A 22,512-nucleotide genomic window follows, 5' to 3' on the forward strand; every position below is an offset into this window, starting at 1 on the left:
AGCACGAAAGGAAACACAATGACTACCGCAAAGCCCTTGCGGGTCGGCATGGTCGGCTACGCGTTCATGGGTGCCGCCCACTCCCACGCCTGGCGGACAGCGCCGCGGTTCTTCGATCTCCCGCTGGACCCCCAGCTCACCGCACTGTGCGGCCGGAACGACGACGGCGTCCGGGCCGCCGCGCGCAAGCTCGGCTGGGGATCCGTGGAGACGGATTGGCGCCGGCTCATCGAACGGGACGACATCGACCTCATCGACATCTGCACCCCGGGCAACACGCACGCCGAGATCGCGATCGCAGCCCTTGAAGCCGGGAAGCACGTGCTCTGCGAGAAGCCGCTGGCCAATTCCGTGGCCGAGGCGGAGCGCATGACAGAAGCCGCCCAGGCCGCAGCCCTTCGCGGTGTGATCTCGATGTGCGGGTTCAGCTACCGCCGCACCCCCGCGTTGGCGCTGGCCAAGCGGATGGTCGAACAGGGCCGGCTCGGAAACATCCGGCACGTCCGGGCACAGTACCTGCAGGACTGGCTCAGCGACGAAAACGCGCCCATGACCTGGCGGCTGGACAAGTCCAAGTCCGGATCGGGATCCTTGGGCGACATCGGAGCGCACAGCATCGACGCCGCGCAGTGGGTCACGGGGCAGCAGATCACAGGCGTTTCTGCGCTCCTGGAAACGTTCGTCCACGAACGGCCGCTCGCCGGTGACCTCGTCGGGTTGGGCGGCCACGGCGATGTCGGCGCGGATGCGCCGCGCGGCACGGTCACCGTCGATGACGCCGCCATTTTCACCGCCCGCTTTTCTGGCGACGGGCTCGACGGCGGCACTACTTCCGCGGGCGCCGTCGGGGTCTTCGAGGCCACGCGGTTCGCGCTGGGACGCAAGAACGCCATGCGCCTGGAGGTCAACGGGACCAAGGCGTCCCTCGCGTTCGACTTCGAAGAGATGAACGTCCTGTCCTTCTACGACGCCGCGGAATCCCCCGACGCCGGATTCCGCCGGATCTTCGTGACGGAACCCGAACACCCCTATGTCGGCAACTGGTGGCCCACCGGGCATGGCCTCGGATACGAGCACGGCTTCACGCACCAAGTGGTGGACCTCGTGACCGCGATCGGCGCAGGCGAGCAGCCCTCGCCGTCGTTCGCTGATGCCCTGCAGGTGCAAAAAGTCCTGGCCGCCGTGGAAGGCAGCGCCGCAGAGTCCAGCCGCTGGCAGAAAGTCTAGGAGGAAACCCCGATGACAAGACCCATCACACTGTTCACCGGCCAATGGGCCGATCTGCCGTTCGAAGAGGTCGCCCGCCTTGCCGGCGAGTGGGGCTTCGACGGGCTCGAAATCGCCTGCTGGGGCGACCACCTCGATCCCTACCGCGCTTCCGTGGACGACGGCTATGTCCAGGAACGCCTCGACATCCTCGAGAAGAACGGCCTGAAGGTCTTCGCGATTGCCAATCACCTCACGGGCCAGGCCGTGTGCGACGACCCCATCGATGAGCGCCACCGGGACATCCTCTCCGACGAGGTTTGGGGCAATGGCGATCCTGAAGGGGTACGCCAACGCGCTGCCGAGGCCATGAAGGTCACGGCACGGGCCGCGGCACGCCTCGGCGTCAAGACCGTCACGGGATTCACGGGCTCCTCCATCTGGAAGGCAGTGGCCATGTTCCCGCCCGCCTCGGAGGCGATGATTGAGCGCGGCTACCAGGATTTCGCGGACCGCTGGAACCCGATCCTGGACGTGTTCGACGAAGTCGGGGTCCGCTTCGCCCTGGAAGTGCACCCCTCCGAGATCGCCTACGACTACTGGACGACGAAACGTGCCCTGGAAGCCGTGGGCCACCGGGAGAGCTTCGGGCTGAACTTCGATCCGTCCCACTTCATCTGGCAGGACCTGGACCCGGTGATGTTCCTCCAGGATTTCGCGCCGAAGATCTTCCACGTGCACGTCAAGGAATCCGTCCGCCAGCTCAATGGCCGCAATGGCCGGCTCGGATCCCACCTTCCATGGGCGGACCCGCGCCGGGGCTGGGACTTCGTCACCGCAGGCCATGGCGACGTGAAATGGGAGCCGATCTTCCGGACGCTCAATGCGATCGGCTACGAGGGTCCAACCAGCGTCGAGTGGGAAGACGCCGGCATGGACCGCCTCGTGGGAGCACCGCAATCCCTGGCCATGGTCCGGGAACTCGCAGCCATCGCCCCGCCTGTCGCCGCTTTCGACGCGGCCTTCTCAAGCCGCTGACCATTCGTTTTCGGCTCTCCGGCCGTATTTCTATGCAAAGGAAACCATGACTGACAAGAAGACCGCCCTGGTGGTCCGTGGCGGCTGGGATGGCCACCAGCCATTCGAAGCCACAGAACTCTTCATCCCGTTCCTCAAGGACAACGGCTACGACGTCCGGGTGGAGGAATCCCCGAAGGTATATGCCGATTCGGCATATATGGCCGGCGTGGACCTGATCGTGCAGTGCATGACCATGTCCACCATCGAGAAAGACGAGTTCGAGGGGCTCCGCACCGCCGTCGAAAACGGCACGGGACTTGCCGGCTGGCACGGCGGCATCGCCGATTCCTACCGGAACAACTCAGACTACCTGCATATGATCGGCGGCCAGTTCGCCTGCCACCCCGGCAAACATCCGGACGAACGCACCGGCGAACAGTCGGACAACTACGTGCCGTACACAGTGAACATGCTGCCTGCCGCCGAGAGCCACCCCATCACGCAGGGAATCGGCGACTTCGATTTGGTCACCGAGCAGTACTGGGTCCTGTCTGACGACTACATCGACGTCCTCGCCACCACCACCCAGAAGGTCCGCGACTGGGACCAGTGGAACCGGGAGGTCACCTCCCCTGCGATCTGGACCCGGCAGTGGGCCGAAGGACGGATCTTCGTCTGCACCCCGGGCCACCGCGTGGAAATCCTCCAGGACAGCAACGTCCGCACCATCATCGAAAGGGGCATGCTGTGGGCAACTCGCTAAAAGTAGGAATCATCGGCTGCGGGGCCATCATTGCCCAGTACCTGGCAAATTTCCGACGACTGGAAGCGATTGACCTGGTAGCCGTCGCGGACCTCGATCCCGCACGGGCGCAGGCGGTCGCGGATTCTTACGACGGCGTCCGCGCGGTGACGGTCGACGAGCTCCTGGCGGCGGACGACGTCGAACTCGTCCTGAACCTCACGATTCCGGCCGCGCATGCGCCGATCGCTTTGAAGGCGATTGCCGCCGGCAAGAGCGTGTACGGGGAAAAGCCGCTCGCTGCGACGACCGCCGAGGCACGGCAAGTGCTGGACGCGGCGCGGGAGGCCGGCGTCGTGGTCGGCTGCGCGCCGGACACGGTGCTCGGCACCGGAATCCAGACCGCCCGCAAAGCGATCGACGACGGCCTGATCGGGACGCCGATCTCGGCCACGGCGACCATGGTGACCCCGGGACATGAGCGGTGGCACCCCAACCCGGACTTCTACTACCAGCCCGGCGGCGGACCGCTGCTGGACATGGGTCCCTACTACGTGAGCGCCCTGGTCACGCTGCTGGGCCCGGTGGTCTCGGTCATTGGGGCCGCAAGCCACACACGGAATACGCGCACCATTGGTTCTGGCCCGCGCGAGGGCGAGGTGATTCCGGTGACCATCGATTCGCACGTGACCGGGGTCCTGGTCCACGCCTCCGGCGCCCTGTCCACGCTGGTGATGAGCTTCGACGCGGTGAAAACCAAGTCGGCCAACATCGAGATCCACGGCGCGGCAGGGTCCCTGGTGGTTCCCGATCCGAACCACTTCGACGGCGACGTCCAGCTCTTCACCCTTGGCACCGACTCGTGGCAGACCCTTCCGGTCTCGGCCGGCTACATCGATTCGGGCAGGGGCTTCGGCATCGCCGACCTCGCCGCCACCCCGGCCGGCGCCGAGCCGCGCGCGGGCGGCCAACTGGCGTTCCACGCGCTCGAGGTCATGGAATCGGTGCTCGCATCCGCCCACAATGGCTCAGCGGTGTCGATCGAAAGCACGGTGGCACGGCCGGACCTCGTGGAGCTGACCGCGCTGGCGGCCCCGCTCGCGGAGGTTCAGGGAATCAGTTCGTAGGCCTGGCTCAAAATTCTCCGGACTGAGGTTGCTGCGGCGCCCCTGAGGTCCCCCGTCTGCCCCAGTCCGGAGAACGCCAGGTTTCCTTCCGGGATCAGTCCCGGTGCGTGGTGGTCCAAGCTCCGGCGCAGCGCGGGAGCGATCCACTCCTCGAGTACGGCGAAATGACCGCCCAGCACGACGGCGGAAATGTTCGCCACCCGCGCTGTGGAGGCCACCGCGATTCCGAGATACCGTCCGGCCTGTTCCACCGCTGAAACCGCGAGTTCGTCGCCGTCGTGGGCAAGTTGCAGCAAGTGGGCCATATGCCGCGTGGTCGAATCCCGATCCATTCCAGCAGCGGAATATATGGCGTCCTGGCCCGCGAACGTTTCAAGGCAGCCGTGGCCGCCGCAGGCGCACAGCGGGCCGTCGGGATGCACCACCACATGCCCGATCTCACCGGCATGACCCTGGGGGCCGTCGAAGAGCTGGGAAGCCATGACCAGGCCGCCACCAACGCCCACTTCGCCGGAAATGTACAGGAAGTCCCGGAACCGATCCCTTGTACCGTGATCTGCGCCGTGGCCAAACCAGAGTTCCGCGAGCGCGGCGCTATTGGCCTCGTTCGAGAGGGTCACTCCGAAGGGGGCTTCGGGCAGGAGCCGGGGCAGCTCTTCGGACAGCCCGACGTCGGCCCACCCCAGGTTCGGTGCGGCCACCACCACGTTGTGTTCCGTATCCACCAATCCGGGCACCGTCAGTTCCCCGCCAAGAAGCTCGACGCCCGCGTCCGCCGCCTTTGCCGCTGCCCGCTGAGCCATCGCGACGAGGAGCGGCAGGATGTCGGAAGGCCGGCTCCCACGGTTGTGCCGTTCAAGGGTTTCGTGGAAGACCAGTTTCCCTGCGAAGTCCAGGACTCCCACCGCGAGGTAGTCCACATTGATTTCCGCGGCCAAAGCGCCGCGAGCCGGATTGAGGACAAGACCGGTTCCGGGCCGTCCCCGTTCGCCGTCGCGGGTGACACTTGTTTCCAGCACCAGGCCGGACTCAAGCAGATCGGCTACCAGGCTCGAAACGGAGGCCTTCGTCAGGCCGCTTTCCGCGGCAAGCTGCGCGCGCGTGGCCCCGCCGTTCCCCTGGATCCCGTCGAGCACGAGTGCCAGGTTCTGCCTGCGGACATCGCCCACTCTCCCGGGCGACGGCGTGGCGGGCATGTTTCCTCCAGGATCCTGTTTTGACAAGGTGATCTTCATCATCATTCAGGGTTCCGCGGTTCCGGGCCATTTGGACCGTGCCGTGCGGCGCTGGTCACTTGCCGAGGTGCTGCCCTGCCCCTAGTCCCCCGGGTAGCTGATTCCCGCTTGCCTGCGTGCTTCATCCAGCAGGGACATGGTGGTCAGGGTATCCGCCAACGGCATCGTGGGGCTCTCGAGCAGGCCCTCCTGCAGGCAGCGAATCACTTCGCGCAACTGGTACGTATAGCCATGGCCGACCGTAGCGAATTTCTCCACACGTTGCTCGCCGGAGCCGGAGGTGATGGTTAGCTCGCTTGGATTGAACAGGGGCGCATTGCAGTGCAGCATCCCCTTCGTGCCGCATACGGTGGCCGTCTGCGGGGTGGCCGCGGTCAATGACGTCATGGCCTGGACCTGCGCCCCCGACGAGTAGGACAACGTCAGTGCGGTCTCGGAATCCACTCCGCCATCCGTGATGTGCGCCGTGGCCAACAACGAGTTGGGGCGTCCCAGGCTAAACAGCGCCCACGTCAGGGGATAGACACCAACGTCCATCAAGGCGCCTCCCCCGTCTTCGCGCCTCCAGAGCCGGGATTCGGGATGAGACGGCGCCGGAAACCCGAGGTCTGCCTGCACCCAGCGGATCTCGCCGAGTTCGCCGGATGCGATGATTTCCGCTGCCCGTTGCACGCTCGGCAGGAAGCGGGTCCATACGGCTTCCATCAGGAACAGACTTCTCTCACGGGCCAGCCGGACCAGATCCGCTGCTTCACGGGCGCTGATGGTCAACGGTTTCTCGCACAACACGTGCTTCCCGGCTTCAAGGGCAGCCCTCGTCACCGCATAGTGCCTCGTGTGCGGCGTTGCCACATAGACAACATCTACCGCAGGATCCTGGAGCAGACGCTGGTATCCCGGAAGCCCGCCGTCGTCGCCATAGGCGCCCTGGAAACCGTGCTCGGCGGCAAACGCCTCCGCGTTTTCCTGGGTCCGGGAACTCACAGACTGCAGGACGGCGTCGGGCAGGAGCGCGAGGTCCTGCACGACGGTCGACGCGATCCGTCCGGTGGAAATGACTCCCCACCGGACGGGATCGCCCGATGCAGGCACCGGATCTTGGTCCAGGGAATCCAGAAGCGGCGTCCTGACGAGCAGCGGTTCAGGCGTCGGTGTCAACGCGCACACTGGCCTTCCGGTAGTTCTGGCCGATCGAAGCTCGGAAATCCGGCTCAGGTGTGGCGTCCAGGGCCACAGGCCAGTCCGGGCGGAACCCTGCGAGCGCCCACGCTGCCTGCACAGCCGCCCCTCGGGCCACGTATTCACCGGGACTCGGAACGACCACGGGGAGGTCGAACACCTGGGCCGCAATCCGTTGCACGGCAGGATTCTGTACGGCACCGCCAATCAGCAGCAATCGTTCCGCACGGACACCCTGGTCACGCAGCGCATCCAGCCCTCCGGCGAGTCCACACAGCATGCCTTCGATGGCGGCCCGGGCGATATTCGGCCGGGTGGTGGAGGCGATGCTGAGGCCGTGGAAACTGGCCTTCGCGTGAGGCAGATTGGGAGTCCGTTCCCCTTCGAAATACGGCACCAGCACCACGCCTCCCGAGCCAGGCTCAGCTTCAAGGGCGAGCCTGGACAGCTCGTCGAAATCGACGTCGAGCACTGCGGCAACCGAACTGAGCACTCGGGCGGCGTTCAGGGTCACCGCGATGGGCAAATACTCACCGCTCGCATCGGCGAAGCCCGCCACGGTCCCGCTCGCATCGTGCCCGGGTGAAGAGTCGACGGCGAACACTGTACCGCTGGTACCCACGGACACCACGACGTCGCCGGGTTTGGCTCCGAGCCCAAGCGCCGCTGCGGCGTTGTCCCCCGCCCCGACGCCGAGCACGATCCCGCCCTCGACAGCACTGCTTGCGCTAGTACCCCCGAAACACGCCGGGTGCACACGCCCCGCGGTTTCGCCCGGGCCCAGCACACGGGGCACGACGACGACGCCGGGCGCCGCCGTCGGTGACCCGCCCGAGGCTTCCCGTGCGTCCTGGCCGAATGCCAGTTTGAACAGGTCGAGATCGTAGCGTCCAGTCAGCGGGCTCCAGTAGCCGGTGCCGCTGGCGTCCGAGCGGTCGGTGGTGAGTTCGTCCAGGTCTGGCCCCAGCGGGCTTGAGCCCGCTGGACCGTAACCGCGGAGACGCCACGTGAGCCAGTCGTGAGGGAGCGCGACGGCGGCCACCTTGGCCATGCTTTCGGGCTCGTGGTCCCTGATCCAGCGGATCTTCGTGATCGTAAATGAAGCCACCGGCACCAGCCCGGTCCGCTGGGCGAAGTCCTCCGCCCCTACTTCTGCGGTGAGATCCTCCGCGGATCCGGCAGAGCGGGTGTCGTTCCACAACAACGCCGGCCGCACCACATTGCCCTCGCGGTCCAGCAGCACCATGCCGTGCTGCTGGCCCCCTACGGACAGTGCGCTGACATTGGCCAGGCCGCCGGCGTCGTCGAACGCTTCAGACAGCGCCCGCCACCACTCGTCCGGATGGACCTCCGTCCCGTCCGGGTGGCTCGCTCGCCCCGAACGGACAAGCTCACCGCTTTCCGCGTCCAGGACCACCACTTTGCAGCTTTGAGTAGAGGAATCAACCCCGGCAACAAGGTTCAAGGAAGCAGTGGCCACGGGATCAGCGTGCTCCGAGAAGGTGCTCGATGAAGAGCTGCTGGAGCTTCACGAATCCGAAGCCCTTGCCGCCGAAGTAGGCGTCGACGTCGAAGTCCTCGTACGCGGACTTGTCCGCACGCAACTGCTCGTAGCCTTCGCCCGGATTCAGGGTGGGCTCGTTGATTTCAGCCACCCGTGATGCCTGGAGGGCTTCCTGGACCTCAGGGTCGGCACGGAATGCCTTGGCGCGCTCCTTGAGCAGCAAGTAGGTCTGCATGTTCGCGGCCGCAGAGTCCCACACGCCATCGATGTCCTCAGTGCGGCTGGGCTTGTAGTCGAAGTGGCGCGGGCCCTGGTAGGAGGGGCCGCCGTCGGGACCGCCGTTTTCGAGCAAGTCCACCAGGGAGAAAGCGTTCTGCAGGTCACCGTGGCCGAACACCAGGTCCTGGTCGAACTTGATGCTGCGCTGGCCGTTGAGGTCGATGTGGAAGAGCTTGCCCTGGTACAGGGCCTGGGCGATGCCGTGCGTGAAGTTCAGCCCGGCCATCTGCTCGTGGCCGGTCTCGGGGTTGATGCCTACGAGTTCGGGACGTTCCAGGGTTTCGATGAAGGCAAGGGCGTGGCCCAGGGTGGGGAGGAGGATGTCGCCGCGGGGTTCGTTCGGCTTCGGTTCGATCGCGAAGCGGATGTTGTAGCCCTTGTCCGTGACGTAGTCGCCCAGCAGGTTGACGGCCTCGCGGTAGCGCTCGAGGGCCCCGCGGATGTCCTTGGCGGCGTCGTACTCGCTGCCTTCGCGTCCGCCCCACATGACGAAAGTTTCGGCGCCGAGTTCAGCGGCGAGATCGATGTTGTCCAGCACCTTGCGCAGGGCGAAGCGGCGGACGCCGCGATCGTTGCTCGTGAAGCCGCCGTCCTTGAAGACGGGGTGGCTGAACAGGTTGGTGGTGACCATGGGAACGATCATCCCCGTGGCCTTGAGCGCTCCCTGCAACCGGTCGATCTCGCGCTGGCGATCGGCAGCCGAGCAGCCGAAGGGGAACAGGTCGTTGTCGTGGAAAGTGATGCCGTAGGCGCCAAGGTCGCTAAGCCGGTTGACGGCTTCCACGGTGTCCAGGGGAGGGCGGGTGGCGGAACCGAATTGGTCCTGCGCCTCCCAACCCACGGTCCAAAGGCCGAACGAGAACTTGTCTTCACGGGTGGGCTGAATCGTCATTGAGTGCTCCGGGTAGTCGATGTGGAGTTTGTTTCGCTATCCAACATATTACGAATCTCCGTGATGTCAACCACTTGGAGTAAGCAAAATTTTTCATCCCACCGGCGAAAAAGTCCTAAAAGATCTAGCGCCCGGCCGACCCAGCCGTTATGTTTGGGTGGACATCAAATAAGGCCGTAGAGCCTCGAACGAAGGATTCAACCGTGACTGATCAGCTGGTGGCGGAACGCAACTGGGCAGGAAACTACAGCTACCAGGCACCGCAGCTCGCCCATCCCGCCAGCGTGGAGGAGCTCCAGGGACTCGTGGCAGGCGCCAAGAAGATCCGCGCGCTGGGCTCCCGGCATTCCTTCAACTCCATCGCGGACACGGACGGCACGCTCGTGGTGCTGGACCAGCTGGAACCCGGCATCACTGTGGATCCGGCGAACATGACCGTCACCGTGAGCGGCGGCACGCGTTACGGAACCCTGGCGGCAGAACTCCAGCGCCAAGGCTTCGCCCTTCACAACCTCGCATCGCTCCCGCACATTTCGGTGGCAGGGGCTGTCGCCACCGCCACGCACGGCTCCGGTGACGCCAACGGCAACCTGGCCACCGCCGTCGCCGGTCTGGAACTCGTCACGGCGGACGGCAGTATCCTCAGTGTGCGCCGCGGCGACAAGGATTTCGATGGGATGGTGGTGGGACTCGGCGCACTCGGCATCGTCACCAAACTGACCCTGGACATCCAGCCAAGCTTCGACGTCGCCCAGAGCGTCTTCGAAAACCTCGACTGGGATCTCGTCCTGGAAAACTTCGACCAGATAACCTCCTCGGCCTATAGCGTCAGCCTGTTCACTGATTGGAGCGGGGAGACAGTGGGCCAAGCGTGGCTCAAGAGGCGCAGCGGCGATCCGGCACCGGCAATCTCGGATTTCTTCGGTGGCACCCCGGCAACGGAAGCCCGGCACCCCCTTCCCGGCGTATCGGGCAGCAACTGCACGCAGCAGCTCGGCATTGCCGGGCCGTGGTCCGACAGGCTGGCCCATTTCAGGATGGAATTCACTCCCAGCCAAGGTGACGAGCTGCAAAGCGAGTACCTCATCCCCCGCGAGCACGCAGTGGACGCCCTCCGCACGATGCGCAGGCTCTCCGACGTCGTGACTCCCCTGCTGCTGGTCGGCGAAATCCGCACGGTGGCGGCGGACCAGCTCTGGCTGAGCGCCAACTACGGCCGCGACGGCATCGGTTTGCACTTCACCTGGCGCCAGGACCAGCCGGCGGTCGAAGCAATCCTGCCGCTGCTTGAGGCGGAACTGGCTCCGTTCGCGGCGAGGCCGCACTGGGGCAAGCTGTTCGACGCCGGTGCTGCCGCCGTCGCGCCCTTGTACCCTCGCTTCAACGACTTCATCGCCCTGGCTGAGCGCCTGGATCCTTTTGGAAAGTTCCGCAACGACTTCCTGGACCGAACGGTGTTTGGGAGCTGATATTGTCGCGATGATGCCCTCCCCCACCCGAAATCCCGTCACCGCCAGCGAGCCCGATCCTTCGCGGCGGAACAACATGGCGCTGCTGACCTCCCTTGTCCATCACAACGGCGTACTCAGCCGTGCGCAGCTGACGAAACGCACGGGCCTGAACCGGTCCACGGTAGGGGCGTTGATAGGGCAACTCGTGAACTTAGAAGTGGTGTATGAGGCGGCGCCCTCCGGTGAAGCGCAGGTCGGCAGGCCCAGCCCGATCGTCCACCCGCGGCCCTCGATAGCTGCCCTTGCTGTCAACCCGGAGATCGATGCGGTCACCATCGGCCTTGTCGGCCTCGGCGGGAAGGTCCAGAAGAAGATCCGTTTCGACACCGAGCGGATCCCGACGGCCAAGGAAGCCGTGAACATCGCCGCCGCAGTGATCGAGGGAATGCGGTCCGAGCTCGATACCTCGTACCGGGTGATGGGCGTGGGTATCGCGGTGCCCGGGCTCGTCAACCGCGACGACGGCGTAGTCCGGCATGCCCCGCATCTGGGCTGGCGCGATGAGCCGGTGGCCCGCATGCTCGGCGAGGCCACCGGCTACCCATGCCACGCGGCCAACGACGCATCGCTGGGCGCCGAAGGCGAGCTCCTCTTCGGGGCAGGTGCGGGGCAGAAGAACCTGATCTTCCTCAACGGTGGCGCCAGCGGTATCGGCGGCGGAATCATCGCTGATGGGGAGTTGCTTCGCGGAACATCCGGCTACGCCGGGGAACTTGGACATACCTTTGTCCGCTCGTCCGGCAAACCTTGCCATTGCGGGGCCACGGGCTGCCTTGAAACCGAAGTCTCCCAGTCACCGCTTTTTGAACTCGCCGGGATCGGTGGCGGGGATGCCGGTGAACTTGAGCAAGCGCTTCGCCAGAACAGCAGCGAGGCCGTGGACACGGAAGTTGCACGCCAGCTCGAGTATCTTGGCATCGCATTGCGGAATGCGGTGAACACTTTCAACCCGGAAGCGATCGTCCTGGATGGCTTCCTCGGCATCTTGCACGCGCTGTCTCCCGGGACGCTGGACAGCTCGCTCCAATCCCAAGCGATGGACGGCCCGGCCGGTCAGGTAAAGATCTACCGGGCTGCCCTCGGCTCGGATCTGATGATGATTGGAGCCGCCGAACTGGCCTTCACGCAATTCCTCGCGGATCCCGCCGGCGCCTTAGCTGCGCTTCCCCTTAGTAAGGTCGACTATGTCCACTGACAGTTCGCCCATGGGCGAACACTTTGAACTCACTGCAAGCATTGGCGGGCGCATCCAGCGCGCCGTCGTCACGGAAATCGCCGCCAGCCTGCGGGAGCTCGACGTCGACGGCGTCGCCCTCATCCAGGACTATCCCGCCGGCGCCAAACCACCGTGGTGCGCGGGCTGGGTCCTGGTCCCGTGGCCCAACCGGGTGGCTGGCGGCACATGGAGCTACGACGGCGTCGTCCAGCAACTCGACATCACCGAGCCGGAAAACGGCAATGCCTTGCACGGATTGCTGACGCACTCTCCCTACGGGGTCAGCGCCCACACCACGGACAGCATAACGCTCGACGCCGGGATCTCGCCACAGCCGGGGTACCCCTTCGAACTGTCGACGTCCGTCCGCTACCGACTCGTTGAGGACGGCCTATTTGTCACACACCGCTTGGAAAATACCGGAACCCGGTCCGCACCCGTCGCGCTTGGCACGCATCCTTTCCTCAAACTGGGCAGCGTGCCCACGGAAGAACTCACCCTCTACATCAACGCCGATACCCACATCGAGGTGGACGAACGCCTCAACCCAAGCGGAATCACCACGGACGTCGCCGGAACCAGGAACGACTTCCGCATGGGCCAGCTGGTTGGCTCAGTTGACCTCGACGACGCCTGGAGCGACGTCCGCCGTGAGGAGGACGGAAGCTCGCTGCACTATCTCGAAGCGCCAGACGGCAGCCAAGTGCAAATGTCCATGGATGCCTCCTTCGGCTACGTCCAGGCCTTCACCACCACGGACTTCGCCACCGACGGCGGCATGGTGACTGCCGTCGCGGTTGAACCCATGACGGCGCCCGCCGATGCCTTCAACAGTGGCGAAGGCCTGCGCTGGCTCGAACCCGGGGAGGCCTGGGAAGCCAGCTGGGGCATCCGGTACAAACTGCCCGGACAGGGCCAGCGCTCCTAGCGCCTACCCCTCAGGCGCCAGCGTGACTGTGGCGCCGTCGAGATTCTGGCTGAAGTCGACCTGGCAGGAGAGCCTGGAGCCGAATTCCTGGTAGCCCTCGGCTTCGACGAGCAGTTCGAGTTCATCCTCGCTGCGTTCAGACAAGTTTTCGAACACGTCCTTTTCCAGGAACACGTGGCAGGTTGCGCAGGATGCGGTGCCGCCGCAGGAGGCCAGTACCGGAAGGTCGTTGTCCCGGAGGGCCTCCATGAGGGTCTGGTCCGGCTCCCACTCAAGGTCGTGGGTGGCGCCTTCACGGTCGACGACGGTTACTTTGTTGTTGCTCATGGTGGGTCCTTTAATGCGAGGGCTGCAATGCAGCGCCAGTCAATGGAATGCTGGGGTCCGCGGCGAGCGCGGGATCGATTGCCGCCGCCTGGGCGATGAGTTTCTTGGCCGGGCGGAAGTCACTGAGGCCTCCCACGGTGTCGACGGCGGAAAGCCGCCCCTTCCGCAGATAGACCACCGAGAACTTTCCGTCCGCGGGCGTTCCCCGCACGATGATGTCGTCGTCGGGGTGCCGCACACCCGCGGTCTGCAGGCGGACGCCGTGCTGAACGGTCCAGAACCAGGGAATCTCGGGCTCCGAGGGCGTTTGGCCGGTGATGTGCGCGGCCACGCTGTCCGCTTGGGCCATCGCGTTCTGGATGCACTCAAGCCGCTGGCTTTGGCCGTCGATTCTGCTCGTGAAGCGGGTGACGTCGCCAGCGGCGTAGATTTCCGGCTCTGAGGTGCGGCCGTGGTCGTCCACCAAGATTCCGTCCTTGCAGTTCAGCCCGGCAGCTTCGGCGATCTCCTGGTTGGGGACCACGCCGATTCCGGCGAGGACGACGTCGGCGGGGAACCGGGCGCCGTCGGCCGTCTGTACGTGCTCGGCCCGGCCTACTCCCTCGATGGCGGTGACCGCGGCGCCGAAGACGAAGCGGACACCCTTTTCTCGGTGGATATTCTCGAAGAAGCAGGAAACGGGAGCCGAGGTAACCCTGCTCATGACCCGGTCCTGGAACTCGAGGACCGTGACTTGGCAGCCCCGCGCAGCCGCGGCGGCTGCGACTTCCAAGCCGATGTAGCCGGCACCGATGATCGCAACGCGGGCGTCTGCGACCAGGACGCGCTTGAGTTCGAGCGCGTCGTCCTTGGTCCTCAAAGCCAAGACACCTGGGAGATCGGCGCCGGGAACGGTCAAGGCCCGGGCCCGTGAACCGGTGGCAATCACGAGGCGGTGGTAGGCGTGGCGGCTGCCGTCGGAGAGGATGACAGCTTTGCCAGAACGGTCGATGGACTCGACACTGAGTCCTCCCAGCCGTTCAATGCCCTTGTCCAGGAAGAACTTTTCCTTGCGCAGTAACGTGGATTCGTCAGGGGCGCCAGCCTTCAGGAGTTCCTTCGACAGCGGTGGGCGCTCGTACGGCGTCTCCTTTTCGGCGTCGAGCAGCAGGATGCGGCCGCGCCACCCCCGGGTGCGGAGTCCCGCCGCAACCGCGACGCCGGAATGGCCGGCACCGATGATGACCACGGGCTGCTGGTGCTCATTCGGGATCTGCTGCTCAGGCATTGAACTTCTCCAGTTTCACGTGCAGGTGTTCCGGGCCCGAGTTCGTGAGGTTGTTTCCGCGAACGTACTCAATCGGCTTGTCCTGATCGAGGATCAGGGCACCCAGTTTCTGCGCCAGGATTTCGATCGTCACTAGGGTTTCCAGCCGGGCCAAGGGGGCTCCGAGGCAGCTGTGCACGCCGTGGCCGAAGCCCAAGTGGCCGTCGTTGTTACGGTCGATGTCGAACGTCTCGCCGTCGGGATACTTGGCGCTGTCCCGGTTGGCCGCGGCCGGCAGGAGTCGGACGATGGCTCCGGCAGGCAGGGTTATCCCGGCGACTTCGACTTCCTCAGTGGTGATGCGGCTGACGCGCTGCACTGTCCCCCGGTAGCGGGCCAACTCCTCGAGGAAGAGGTTTGCGTCCTCGGGACGCTCGCGGATCCGGTCCAGCAATTCAGGATGTTCGCTGAAGAGCCTGAAGGCGTTCGCGAGCAGGATCGTCGTCGTGTCGTGTCCAGCAACGAAGACGAACGCGCACAATTCCTTGGCCTCCTTCTCGCTGAGCAGGCCTTCCTTCCATATCCTCGCGATGTGGCCGCCCACGGACTCGCTCTCCTCGCGGTAGAGGCGTTCCATGGTGTCCTTCAGGTAGGCGAAGAACTCGAAGGTGCTTTGTTCATCCGTGCCGGTCCCCTCCGCATTGCGGGCGAGCCTGCCGAAGTAGCTGAACGTCTCGTCGGACCAGAACTTCATCTTCTCGAAGTCCGCGGCGGGCACATCAAGGAGGGCACTGATGGTGGACATGCTCAGTGGAATGGCGTAGTCGTCCACGGCGTCCCCGCCTCCGGCAGCGATCATGGGATCGAGGTATTTGTGCGCATTTTCCCGGACCCGCTCCTCGAAGCGGGCAATGGCTTTCGGAGTGAAGGCCTGCGCCACTACTTGGCGTAGGCGGGTGTGGTTCGGAGCATCGAACAGGGTCAAGAAGGTCAACGGAACCGGGTCCACCACTTGGGAGGAGAAGACCTTGGGTGCCCGCATCGCTTTGCGGACGTCGTCGTACCGGGAGATGAACCAGACGTCGGAGACCGGCGAGTAAGCCCGAAGGACGGGAGCGTTCTCCCGCATCCATTCATAGTGCGCGTAGGGATCTCCTTGCGATCCATCGTCGACCACTTTGAACGGGGCCATTCCTTCCGGCCAGTCCAATTCATGGGAATACGGAGGCAGCACAGTTGGTCCGCTGGTTTTTTCTGTGATGGGAGCAGACATCATCGTCCTTCTTTCCGGGGATAGTGATCCGTGTCTCATACACAATGACGACGGCGGCCCGCCCCCGCCCACAGGACTTCCGTTCATCGGCCCAAGTTGCCGAAAACCGTCAGCGGCGCGGCGAAGACGTGGCGGATTTCAGGGCGCGGGAAATGCCATGCGCAGCCGTCAGCAGCGCAGGAACCGTGTATGGAATGTCCGCTTCGTCCCGCGGAACAATCGCGTTCAATGCCGCGGCAATTTCGTTGTTGGCCCCGAAGACCGGCACGGCGATGCCTGTCCATTCGGTAACGCCGATTCCGGGGAGGGCAACGTAGCCGCGCTGCCGGATCTCCGCCAGATGCTTCCGGATCAGCAAGGGATCCGTGATCGTCTCAGGAGTCACCTTCGCCAGTGGGGCAGAGAGTACCTCGTCCTGGAAGGCTGGCGGAGAATACGCGAGCAAAACCAGGCCGGAGGATGCCGCGTGAATGGGCATTCTTTGGGCGATGTGCGCCGCGTTGAGCTTGGAATCCGGCGATGACAGACGCTCAACGTACAGCACGGCGCCTTGGTTCAACACCGCCAGGGTGGTGTGCTGGTGGACCGTCGCCTGGACATCCTCCATGAACGGAAGTGCCAACTCCTGGAGGTTCAGGGCCCGTGAAGCGCGCGCAGCGAGCTCCCACATCCGCAGCCCCGGCCGCAAATCGCCGTCGGGAAGCCTTTCAATGAGGCCGTGCAGGACCAAGTCTTCAAGCAGCCGGCGGGTGGTGGTCAGCGGCAGGTCCGCCCGGCGCGCAAGGCCGGACAGCGTCATGCTCGGCAAATCCCGGTCAAACGCACTCAAAAGACGCACCACCCGGCTGATCACGGATTCACCTGTTGGGGAATTCGCCATAGTGAAATTCTCCTACGTGGCGCCCGCGGGCGGCAGCGCCAGGACCGCAGCGCCCGCGGGCGGCCGTGTCCTCAGCTCGCAGCGATCCGGGATATCCCACGCTCCGCAGCGAGCTTGGCAATGTCGCGGCCAGCCCTGTATCCGAACACCAGGGCCGGGCCGATGTGCGAGCCGTAGCCCGGGTAACCGCCGCCGAAAACGCTGACCGCCGCCGCTCCGACGGCGATCAGGCCGGGAACAGGGGCGCCTTCGGCCGTCACCACCTCGGAGCGTTCATTGACACCGATTCCGGCAAAAGTACCCAGGTCACCCATCTGGATCTTCGCGGCGTAGTACGGCCCCTGGCCGACCGGAGCGAGGTTCGGGTTCGGTAGGTGTTCCATGTCGCCCCGGAAATGGTTGTACAGGGTGGAGCCGCGGCCAAAGGCCGGATCCTCGCCACGCTCTGCCGCGGGGTTGAATTCGGCTACGGTCGCCTTTAGGCCCTCGGCGTCGATGCCGAGCTTGCCCGCGAGCTCCTCAAGGGTGTTCCCCTTGACCAAATATCCGGTCCGGTAGAAATAGCCGCGCGGCATGGGCCAGGGCTTGGCGTACCCGATGCCGTACTTGTGCATCGTCTTGGCATCGCCGATCACGTAGCCGAACGTCTTGTCCTCGCCCTTGTTATGCGCGATCATCGCCCCGCCGAAGTCGTGATAGCTCAGCGCCTCGTTTCCGAAGCGCTTGCCATGGCGGTCGACGGCGATCAGGCCCGGGAGCCCGATGGCGCGCAGGTGCGGGAAAAGTCGCTGGGCGCCATTGAGGTACTTGAAAACCGTCACCGGCGCCCAGGATCCCACGCTGAACACGGAGTCGTCGATGCGGCCGCCGGCGCTGATCGCCAGGTTTGCAGCATCTCCGCCGTGGCCGAGGGTCGGCGTGAAGTGGTCGTCGCCGTCGACGTCGTGAGGGAAGTACTCTTGCCGCAACTTCTTATTGCCCGAGAATCCGCCCGCAGCCAGGACGACCCCCATCCGGGCTGTCACGGTAGCGGCATGTTCACCGCCGATGACCGCCCCGGTGATGGCGCCGTCGTCGCCACGGGTAAGTGAAAGCGCGGGCGAGGCATTCCACAAACGCACTCCCAAATCATCGGCGCTCTTGACCATCCGCGTCATCAGGGCGTTCCCGTTGGAGCGCAGGACGGGACGCTTGTAGCGGGCCGCGTCGAACCACGTGCGCAACAGCTTCTTCGCGACATAGACGAAGGACTTGATCGATTGGTTGACGTGGAAGAACTCGTTGATGTCCGGCCCAACCTGCGGCATGTAGCCGAACACGGTGTAGGAACTCATGTACGGCTGCATCAGGAGCCGCTTGTCCCCTAGAACCCTCGCGTCAACGTCCCGCGGAAGGATCGCACGGCCCGAAAGCTTCGCTCCGGGCAGGTCCATCTGGTAGTCCGGGGCCTTCTCCGGGTAGGTGAATTTCACCTCGGTCTCATTCTCGAAGAAGGAGACCGCTTCGGGAACGGTATCCAGGAAGTCGCGGACCCCTGCTTCGTTGAAGGTCTCCGGGGCGAGGTTCCTCAAGTAGGTTTCCGCATCCTCGCGGGTATCTCCTTGCTCCATGCCCTGCTTGTTTCCCGGGACCCAGGCCCAACCGGCGGAAATAGCAGTGGTGCCGCCGAAGTACCGGTCCTTCTCGGCAACAATCACGTTCAGCCCTTGGGCAGCGGCCTTCAGCGCCGCGGCCATTCCGGCTACGCCCGAGCCAATGACCAGGACATCACATGCAACGGTCTTACTCACGGTTCTTGCTCCATTCCATCGGCTGCCCGCTGCCCGCTTCGGTGCGGCCAGCCGGCAGATTGCCAGGCTTCAGGACACACCTTGGACGCTCGGACGGGGAGCGTGATTACCATTGAGTGGGAATCCTTCAGGAGGAACTGTGGCCAACTCGGCATCGGGCGAATCGATCATCAGGCGGTTCATCACGATCATCAGCGCCTTCGACGACAAACACACATCCATGAGCGTGGCCGAACTTGGCCGCCGTACCGGGCTTCCCGTCACCACGACGTACCGGCTGGTCGACGAACTCCTGCTCGAGCGGCTCCTTGAGCGCGATCCGAAGGGGAACATCCAGCTCGGAACCCGGATGTGGGAGCTCGCGTCCCGAGGATCCAAGACGCTAGGCCTGCGGGAAGCGGCACTGCCATTCATGGAGGATGTGCAATCGGTGGTCCAGCACAGCACCACCCTCGGCGTGTTGGATTCGGACGAGGTCCTGTATATCGAACGGCTCGGCAGCACCTCCACCATCGTGGACATCACCAAGATCGCGGGCCGCCTTCCCGTGCATGCGACGTCGTCCGGAATGGTGCTCCTAGCTCATTCTCCCTCCGCCTACCAGGACATGATCCTGTCCCGCCCCCTCACCAAGTACACCGAAACAACCCTCACCGACCCCGCTGCCCTGCGCCGCCACTTGGCCGAGATCAGGCAACGCGGTTTCGCAGCCATGCCCGGGGTGATCGTGCCCGAATCCAGCGGCATAGCCGTCCCCGTCTATGGCTCGGACAGTACGGTGGTGGCCGCCCTCAGCGTGGTGGTGCCGCGGGACGAGGAAAACACCGCCGCCCGCGTGCCCGTCCTCATGACCGCCGCCCGCGGTATCTCCCGGGCCTTGGGCTGGCGCGGCAAACTCAAGGGCACCCTCAGGCAAAGCCACTAAGGATAGATTTTCCGTTCATCGGCAATCCCGTGGTTCCCGTCACAGCTCCCCTGCGACTCTGCTAAGACGCAGCAAGAGGCCGCACTGTCGCGGCAGGAGGAGCACCACAATGAACCAGACACCACATCGCGTGGGCGGGAAGACCGCCGTCGTAACCGGGGGACGCGGGGACCTCGGAAGCGCCACCGCGGCGCTCCTCGCCCAGCACGGGGCAAAGGTCGCGAGCCTTGACGTGGCGGGAATTCCTGCCGCGGTCAGTCATCAAAGCATCAAAGAGTACGACGTCGATGTCACTAGCGAGGACAGCGTTGCCGAAGCGATCCGGCGGGTAAGCGACGACCTCGGCGCTCCCGACATCCTGGTCAATGCCGCCGGAATCATCGGCCCGGCCGGGGCATCCCACACTGCCTCGGTGCCGGATTTCGACCTCATTTTCAACGTCAACGTCAAGGGCGTCTGGCTCATGACCAAGCACGTGGTCCCGGGAATGATCGGCAAGGGGGCCGGCAGCATCATCAACTTCTCGTCCATCCACGGTATCACCGGCGGCAGGAACGTGCCGCTCTACCACGCAACCAAGGGCGCGGTCCGGCTCCTCAGCAAATCCGACGCAGCGGCCTACGGCGCGTACGGAATCCGGGTGAACTCCATCCATCCGGGCTCGATGAACACCCGCATGAGCCGCCGCTCCGCCGAGCAATCCGACATAGGGCCCGAGGCCTACTACAAGCAGTTGGTGGGCTCCAATCCCCTGCCCCGGCAAGGCGAGCCCAATGAGATCGCCTACGGCGTGCTGTACCTGGCCTCGGACGAATCCCGATTCACCACGGGTTCGGAACTCGTGATCGACGGCGGCTACACCGCCGTCTGATCGTCGCGGCGACACCTCGAACAGAACCTCTTCGAAAGGTAACAAAATGAAATTCGTCCATGGGACCGAGTCGGACAACTACGACGTCGTCGTTGTCGGCTCCGGCGCCGGGGCCCTTACCGCGGCGGCCACGGCCGCGCGCGCTGGGAAGTCCGTCGTCGTCCTCGAAAAAAGCGGCCTGCTGGGCGGTACCTCCGCGGTGTCCGGCGGAATGCTGTGGGTAGCAGACAACCATCACGCCCGCGACGCCGGAATCACCGATTCGAAAGAGGCCGCGGCCGAGTATGTGCGAGCCGTAGCACGCGGCCGCGGCCGCGCCGAACTCCTCGATGCCGCCCTGAACTACGGTGACCAGATGCTCCGCTTTGTCGAGGAGCAGTGCGGACTTCGCTTCATCTTCCTCGACAACTTCCCGGACTACCGCCAGGACCTGCCCGGCGCCGTGGAAGGCGGCCGCACCGTGGAGCCGCAGTTGTTCAACAAGCGCGACGCGCTCGGCACTTTGAGCGACCACGTCCGCACCGATGGGCGCGCGCCCTTCACGATGCAGGAATATGAAACCTGGGGCGCCTTCACCAAGTTTCCTTGGGAGGAGCTGAACCGCCGCCAAGGTGACGGACTGGTCGCCAAGGGTCAGGCTCTCGTGTCGATGCTGCTCGCCAGCCTAGTGCGCGACGGCGCCGCTCTCGCCACCGGCGCGCGAGGGCACCGGCTCCTTACGGACGAAAGCCGGGTGACCGGCGTCGAGCTCGAATCCGGAGAGCAGATCCACGCGAACGACGCCGTGGTCCTCGCCACGGGCGGTTTCGAATGGGACAAGGCGCTGGCGGACTCGATGCTCGCATCGCGGCTGTACACGATGTGCTCGCCCCCTTCGAACACGGGCGATGGCCTGCGAATGGCCCAGCGCATCGGCAGCCAGACCCGAGGCACCCGCGAAGCATGGTGGGCGCCGATGTCGATCACCGGCGACACCCGCGACGGACAGCCCATCGGGACCCTTCTTCGCTTCGAGCGGCAAGGCCCGGGATCCATCATGGTGAACCGCCACGGCCGACGCTTCGCCAACGAATCACAGAACTACAACGACCTTGCCCGCTGCCTCCAGTCGTGGGACTCCCCCAGGAACCAGACCCTGAACACTCCCGCGCACGTGATGGTCGACCACACCTACATGGAGTCCTACGGCATCCTGTCCCACCGCGTCGGCCAGCCTACGCCCAGCTACCTCATCGAGGCACCGACCCTGGAGGAGCTCGCTGCGAAGATCAACGTTCCCGCCGAGAACCTGACGGCAACGGTGTCCCGTTTCAACGAGTTCGCCGTCAAAGGCGAGGATCCGGACTTCGGCCGGGGCGAAAGCGCCTACGACAAGTACTGGGGCGACGACGACAGTCCGTGGCCCAACCCATCGTTGGGACCGCTGCAGACCGGGCCGTTCTACGCGATGGAAGTGGTCAACGGAGCCTTCGGAACCAACGGAGGCGTCGCCACGGACGGGCTCGCCAGGGTCCTCGACGTCGACAACCAGCCCATTCCCGGTTTGTTCGCAGCGGGCAACACCACCGAGAACGCCTACGCCGCCGGGTACCCGGGCGCCGGTGCTACCCTCGGACCGATCATGACCATGGGCTACATTGCGGGCCGGACGATTGCAGGCGAGGACCTGGAATATGCGCCCGTCGTGTCAGAGGCCGTCCCGGAAACGGTAGGAGCCTGACATGATCCGACATACCGTACTCTTCAAGTTCAAGCCCGGATTCCCGCCTGAGGACAAGCAGAGCTGGATTGACGGCCTCAACGCCATGAGGGGCAACATCCCCGGCATGGTGAGCCTGACCCACGGCCCCGACGTCCTCAACCAAGAGCGCTCGTTCGATTACGCCATTGTGGCTGATTTCGAAAAGGTCGAGGACATCGCGGTCTACAACACGCACCCGCTCCACGAACCGCTCAAGTCGTATTCGTTCCCAAACAGCGAGCAGATCCTGTCTGTGGATTTCGCGCTGACGGATTTCGCGGTCTAGGGATTTTCCATGGACCACCAGGAAGGAGCCGACGTGTCCGCAGAAATGGACCACCCAACGTTGAATTGGCAAGGAAACCCTAAGCAGGACGCCGGCAGCGAGGAACTGATGTCCGGACCCTGGCTGGGCCTCCACTATCGGATCGAACCTGTATGGACGGCAAGGCCCGCCCAGCTTTAGTGAGTGAGCCGAAAGTTGTCAAGCTGTGTGGAGTCACTGGGCTGGTTTTTGGGGTGTTTTGGTCTGCGGGAGGTTGATCCCGGCGTGTGTGGCGGGGGCCGGTGTGGCGGGTCGTTGGCGGAATCTTCCGGGGTGTCGTTCGTAGTAGTCCTGG

21 protein-coding genes are annotated in these 22,512 nt (G+C 64.7%); 12 read left to right on the forward strand and 9 right to left on the reverse strand.

Annotation, left to right across the window (positions count from 1 at the left end):
• Nucleotides 1-18 precede the first annotated feature (18 nt).
• Genes AC1DJW_RS18955 through AC1DJW_RS18970 form a run of 4 tightly spaced genes read left to right on the forward strand, consistent with a single transcriptional unit; the run spans nt 19 to nt 4,095 of the window.
• Nucleotides 19-1,227 carry a Gfo/Idh/MocA family protein gene (locus AC1DJW_RS18955; RefSeq protein ID WP_476902170.1) on the forward strand — a complete coding sequence of 403 codons (1,209 nt, stop codon included), beginning with the start codon at nt 19-21 and terminating at the stop codon, nt 1,225-1,227.
• 12 nt (nt 1,228-1,239) lie between these two features.
• Entirely contained in the window at nt 1,240-2,244 is a 1,005-nt protein-coding gene (locus AC1DJW_RS18960) for a sugar phosphate isomerase/epimerase family protein (protein ID WP_476902171.1), read from the forward strand.
• 46 nt (nt 2,245-2,290) lie between these two features.
• A complete protein-coding gene (locus AC1DJW_RS18965; RefSeq protein ID WP_476902172.1) occupies nt 2,291-2,989 on the forward strand; it encodes a ThuA domain-containing protein in 699 nt (232 codons plus the stop codon).
• Nucleotides 2,974-4,095: a Gfo/Idh/MocA family protein gene (locus AC1DJW_RS18970; protein ID WP_476902173.1), complete on the forward strand. Its 1,122-nt coding sequence runs from the start codon at nt 2,974-2,976 to the stop codon at nt 4,093-4,095. Before AC1DJW_RS18965 ends, AC1DJW_RS18970 begins: the two co-directional genes overlap by 16 nt.
• Here the strand turns inward: AC1DJW_RS18970 and AC1DJW_RS18975 are convergent.
• From AC1DJW_RS18975 to xylA, 4 genes are all read right to left on the reverse strand, one after another.
• Nucleotides 4,077-5,291: an ROK family transcriptional regulator gene (locus AC1DJW_RS18975; protein WP_476902174.1), complete on the reverse strand. Its 1,215-nt coding sequence runs from the start codon at nt 5,289-5,291 to the stop codon at nt 4,077-4,079. The two genes, AC1DJW_RS18970 and AC1DJW_RS18975, sit on opposite strands and share 19 nt — an antisense overlap.
• A gap of 120 nt (nt 5,292-5,411) precedes the next feature.
• Nucleotides 5,412-6,488 (reverse strand): Gfo/Idh/MocA family protein, encoded by a 1,077-nt coding sequence (locus AC1DJW_RS18980; protein WP_476902175.1) that lies wholly within the window; start codon nt 6,486-6,488, stop codon nt 5,412-5,414.
• Nucleotides 6,472-7,974, reverse strand: a complete 1,503-nt coding sequence (xylB, locus tag AC1DJW_RS18985; protein WP_459342248.1) for a xylulokinase — start codon at nt 7,972-7,974, stop codon at nt 6,472-6,474. The genes AC1DJW_RS18980 and xylB overlap by 17 nt, the downstream gene beginning before the upstream one ends.
• Before the next feature lie 19 nt (nt 7,975-7,993).
• Nucleotides 7,994-9,184 (reverse strand): xylose isomerase, encoded by a 1,191-nt coding sequence (gene xylA / locus AC1DJW_RS18990; RefSeq protein ID WP_284751538.1) that lies wholly within the window; start codon nt 9,182-9,184, stop codon nt 7,994-7,996.
• Nucleotides 9,185-9,333: 149 nt separating this feature from the next.
• Here xylA and AC1DJW_RS18995 point away from each other — a divergent pair, with 149 nt between their 5' ends.
• From AC1DJW_RS18995 to AC1DJW_RS19005, 3 genes are read left to right on the forward strand one after another with little or no spacing between them, the layout of a single operon-like run.
• Nucleotides 9,334-10,653: an FAD-binding protein gene (locus AC1DJW_RS18995; RefSeq protein WP_459342204.1), complete on the forward strand. Its 1,320-nt coding sequence runs from the start codon at nt 9,334-9,336 to the stop codon at nt 10,651-10,653.
• 10 nt (nt 10,654-10,663) lie between these two features.
• Nucleotides 10,664-11,890, forward strand: coding sequence for an ROK family protein (locus AC1DJW_RS19000; RefSeq protein ID WP_476902176.1), 1,227 nt, complete (start codon nt 10,664-10,666; stop codon nt 11,888-11,890).
• A gap of 10 nt (nt 11,891-11,900) precedes the next feature.
• Entirely contained in the window at nt 11,901-12,839 is a 939-nt protein-coding gene (locus tag AC1DJW_RS19005; RefSeq protein WP_476902177.1) for an aldose 1-epimerase family protein, read from the forward strand.
• A 3-nt stretch (nt 12,840-12,842) separates the two neighbouring features.
• Here the strand turns inward: AC1DJW_RS19005 and AC1DJW_RS19010 are convergent, their stop codons facing one another.
• The 5 genes from AC1DJW_RS19010 to chcC2 all read right to left on the reverse strand — a co-directional run bounded on the left by AC1DJW_RS19010 (nt 12,843) and on the right by chcC2 (nt 18,355).
• A complete protein-coding gene (locus tag AC1DJW_RS19010; RefSeq protein ID WP_284751542.1) occupies nt 12,843-13,166 on the reverse strand; it encodes a 2Fe-2S iron-sulfur cluster-binding protein in 324 nt (107 codons plus the stop codon).
• A gap of 10 nt (nt 13,167-13,176) precedes the next feature.
• Nucleotides 13,177-14,433 carry an NAD(P)/FAD-dependent oxidoreductase gene (locus AC1DJW_RS19015; RefSeq protein WP_459342200.1) on the reverse strand — a complete coding sequence of 419 codons (1,257 nt, stop codon included), beginning with the start codon at nt 14,431-14,433 and terminating at the stop codon, nt 13,177-13,179.
• Complete coding sequence (locus tag AC1DJW_RS19020) at nt 14,426-15,589, reverse strand: cytochrome P450 (RefSeq protein WP_476902178.1); 1,164 nt, start codon at nt 15,587-15,589, stop codon at nt 14,426-14,428. The genes AC1DJW_RS19015 and AC1DJW_RS19020 overlap by 8 nt, the downstream gene beginning before the upstream one ends.
• Nucleotides 15,590-15,794: 205 nt before the next feature.
• Nucleotides 15,795-16,565 (reverse strand): IclR family transcriptional regulator, encoded by a 771-nt coding sequence (locus AC1DJW_RS19025; protein WP_390281924.1) that lies wholly within the window; start codon nt 16,563-16,565, stop codon nt 15,795-15,797.
• Nucleotides 16,566-16,636: 71 nt separating this feature from the next.
• Nucleotides 16,637-18,355, reverse strand: coding sequence for a 4-oxocyclohex-2-ene-1-carboxylate 5-dehydrogenase (gene chcC2, locus AC1DJW_RS19030; protein WP_476902179.1), 1,719 nt, complete (start codon nt 18,353-18,355; stop codon nt 16,637-16,639).
• Between the two features lie 139 nt (nt 18,356-18,494).
• Here chcC2 and AC1DJW_RS19035 point away from each other — a divergent pair, with 139 nt between their 5' ends.
• The 5 genes from AC1DJW_RS19035 to AC1DJW_RS19055 all read left to right on the forward strand — a co-directional run bounded on the left by AC1DJW_RS19035 (nt 18,495) and on the right by AC1DJW_RS19055 (nt 22,358).
• A complete protein-coding gene (locus AC1DJW_RS19035; protein ID WP_284751547.1) occupies nt 18,495-19,280 on the forward strand; it encodes an IclR family transcriptional regulator in 786 nt (261 codons plus the stop codon).
• A 109-nt stretch (nt 19,281-19,389) separates the two neighbouring features.
• Nucleotides 19,390-20,151 (forward strand): SDR family NAD(P)-dependent oxidoreductase, encoded by a 762-nt coding sequence (locus tag AC1DJW_RS19040; RefSeq protein WP_390281928.1) that lies wholly within the window; start codon nt 19,390-19,392, stop codon nt 20,149-20,151.
• A 46-nt stretch (nt 20,152-20,197) separates the two neighbouring features.
• Entirely contained in the window at nt 20,198-21,871 is a 1,674-nt protein-coding gene (chcC1, locus tag AC1DJW_RS19045) for a 4-oxocyclohexanecarboxylate 2-dehydrogenase (RefSeq protein WP_476902180.1), read from the forward strand.
• Nucleotide 21,872: 1 nt separating this feature from the next.
• Nucleotides 21,873-22,178 carry a Dabb family protein gene (locus tag AC1DJW_RS19050; protein ID WP_476902181.1) on the forward strand — a complete coding sequence of 102 codons (306 nt, stop codon included), beginning with the start codon at nt 21,873-21,875 and terminating at the stop codon, nt 22,176-22,178.
• Nucleotides 22,179-22,187: 9 nt separating this feature from the next.
• Nucleotides 22,188-22,358, forward strand: a complete 171-nt coding sequence (locus AC1DJW_RS19055) for a hypothetical protein (protein WP_476902182.1) — start codon at nt 22,188-22,190, stop codon at nt 22,356-22,358.
• The last annotated feature ends 154 nt before the right edge of the window (nt 22,359-22,512 follow it).

Source organism: Arthrobacter sp. 05L417 (assembly GCF_056397865.1).

Bases quoted from the DNA above. Each gene is read 5' to 3' on its own strand.
- xylA (WP_284751538.1), bottom strand. From the start codon at position 9,184: ATGACGATTCAGCCCACCCGTGAAGACAAGTTCTCGTTCGGCCTTTGG.
- AC1DJW_RS19055 (WP_476902182.1), top strand. From the start codon at position 22,188: ATGGACCACCAGGAAGGAGCCGACGTGTCCGCAGAAATGGACCACCCA.
- AC1DJW_RS18965 (WP_476902172.1), top strand. From the start codon at position 2,291: ATGACTGACAAGAAGACCGCCCTGGTGGTCCGTGGCGGCTGGGATGGC.
- AC1DJW_RS19015 (WP_459342200.1), bottom strand. From the start codon at position 14,433: ATGCCTGAGCAGCAGATCCCGAATGAGCACCAGCAGCCCGTGGTCATC.
- AC1DJW_RS19040 (WP_390281928.1), top strand. From the start codon at position 19,390: ATGAACCAGACACCACATCGCGTGGGCGGGAAGACCGCCGTCGTAACC.
- AC1DJW_RS19050 (WP_476902181.1), top strand. From the start codon at position 21,873: ATGATCCGACATACCGTACTCTTCAAGTTCAAGCCCGGATTCCCGCCT.
- AC1DJW_RS19010 (WP_284751542.1), bottom strand. From the start codon at position 13,166: ATGAGCAACAACAAAGTAACCGTCGTCGACCGTGAAGGCGCCACCCAC.
- chcC1 (WP_476902180.1), top strand. From the start codon at position 20,198: ATGAAATTCGTCCATGGGACCGAGTCGGACAACTACGACGTCGTCGTT.
- AC1DJW_RS18960 (WP_476902171.1), top strand. From the start codon at position 1,240: ATGACAAGACCCATCACACTGTTCACCGGCCAATGGGCCGATCTGCCG.
- AC1DJW_RS19005 (WP_476902177.1), top strand. From the start codon at position 11,901: ATGGGCGAACACTTTGAACTCACTGCAAGCATTGGCGGGCGCATCCAG.
- AC1DJW_RS19025 (WP_390281924.1), bottom strand. From the start codon at position 16,565: ATGGCGAATTCCCCAACAGGTGAATCCGTGATCAGCCGGGTGGTGCGT.
- AC1DJW_RS18995 (WP_459342204.1), top strand. From the start codon at position 9,334: ATGTTTGGGTGGACATCAAATAAGGCCGTAGAGCCTCGAACGAAGGAT.
- AC1DJW_RS19000 (WP_476902176.1), top strand. From the start codon at position 10,664: ATGATGCCCTCCCCCACCCGAAATCCCGTCACCGCCAGCGAGCCCGAT.
- AC1DJW_RS18975 (WP_476902174.1), bottom strand. From the start codon at position 5,291: ATGCCCGCCACGCCGTCGCCCGGGAGAGTGGGCGATGTCCGCAGGCAG.
- AC1DJW_RS18955 (WP_476902170.1), top strand. From the start codon at position 19: ATGACTACCGCAAAGCCCTTGCGGGTCGGCATGGTCGGCTACGCGTTC.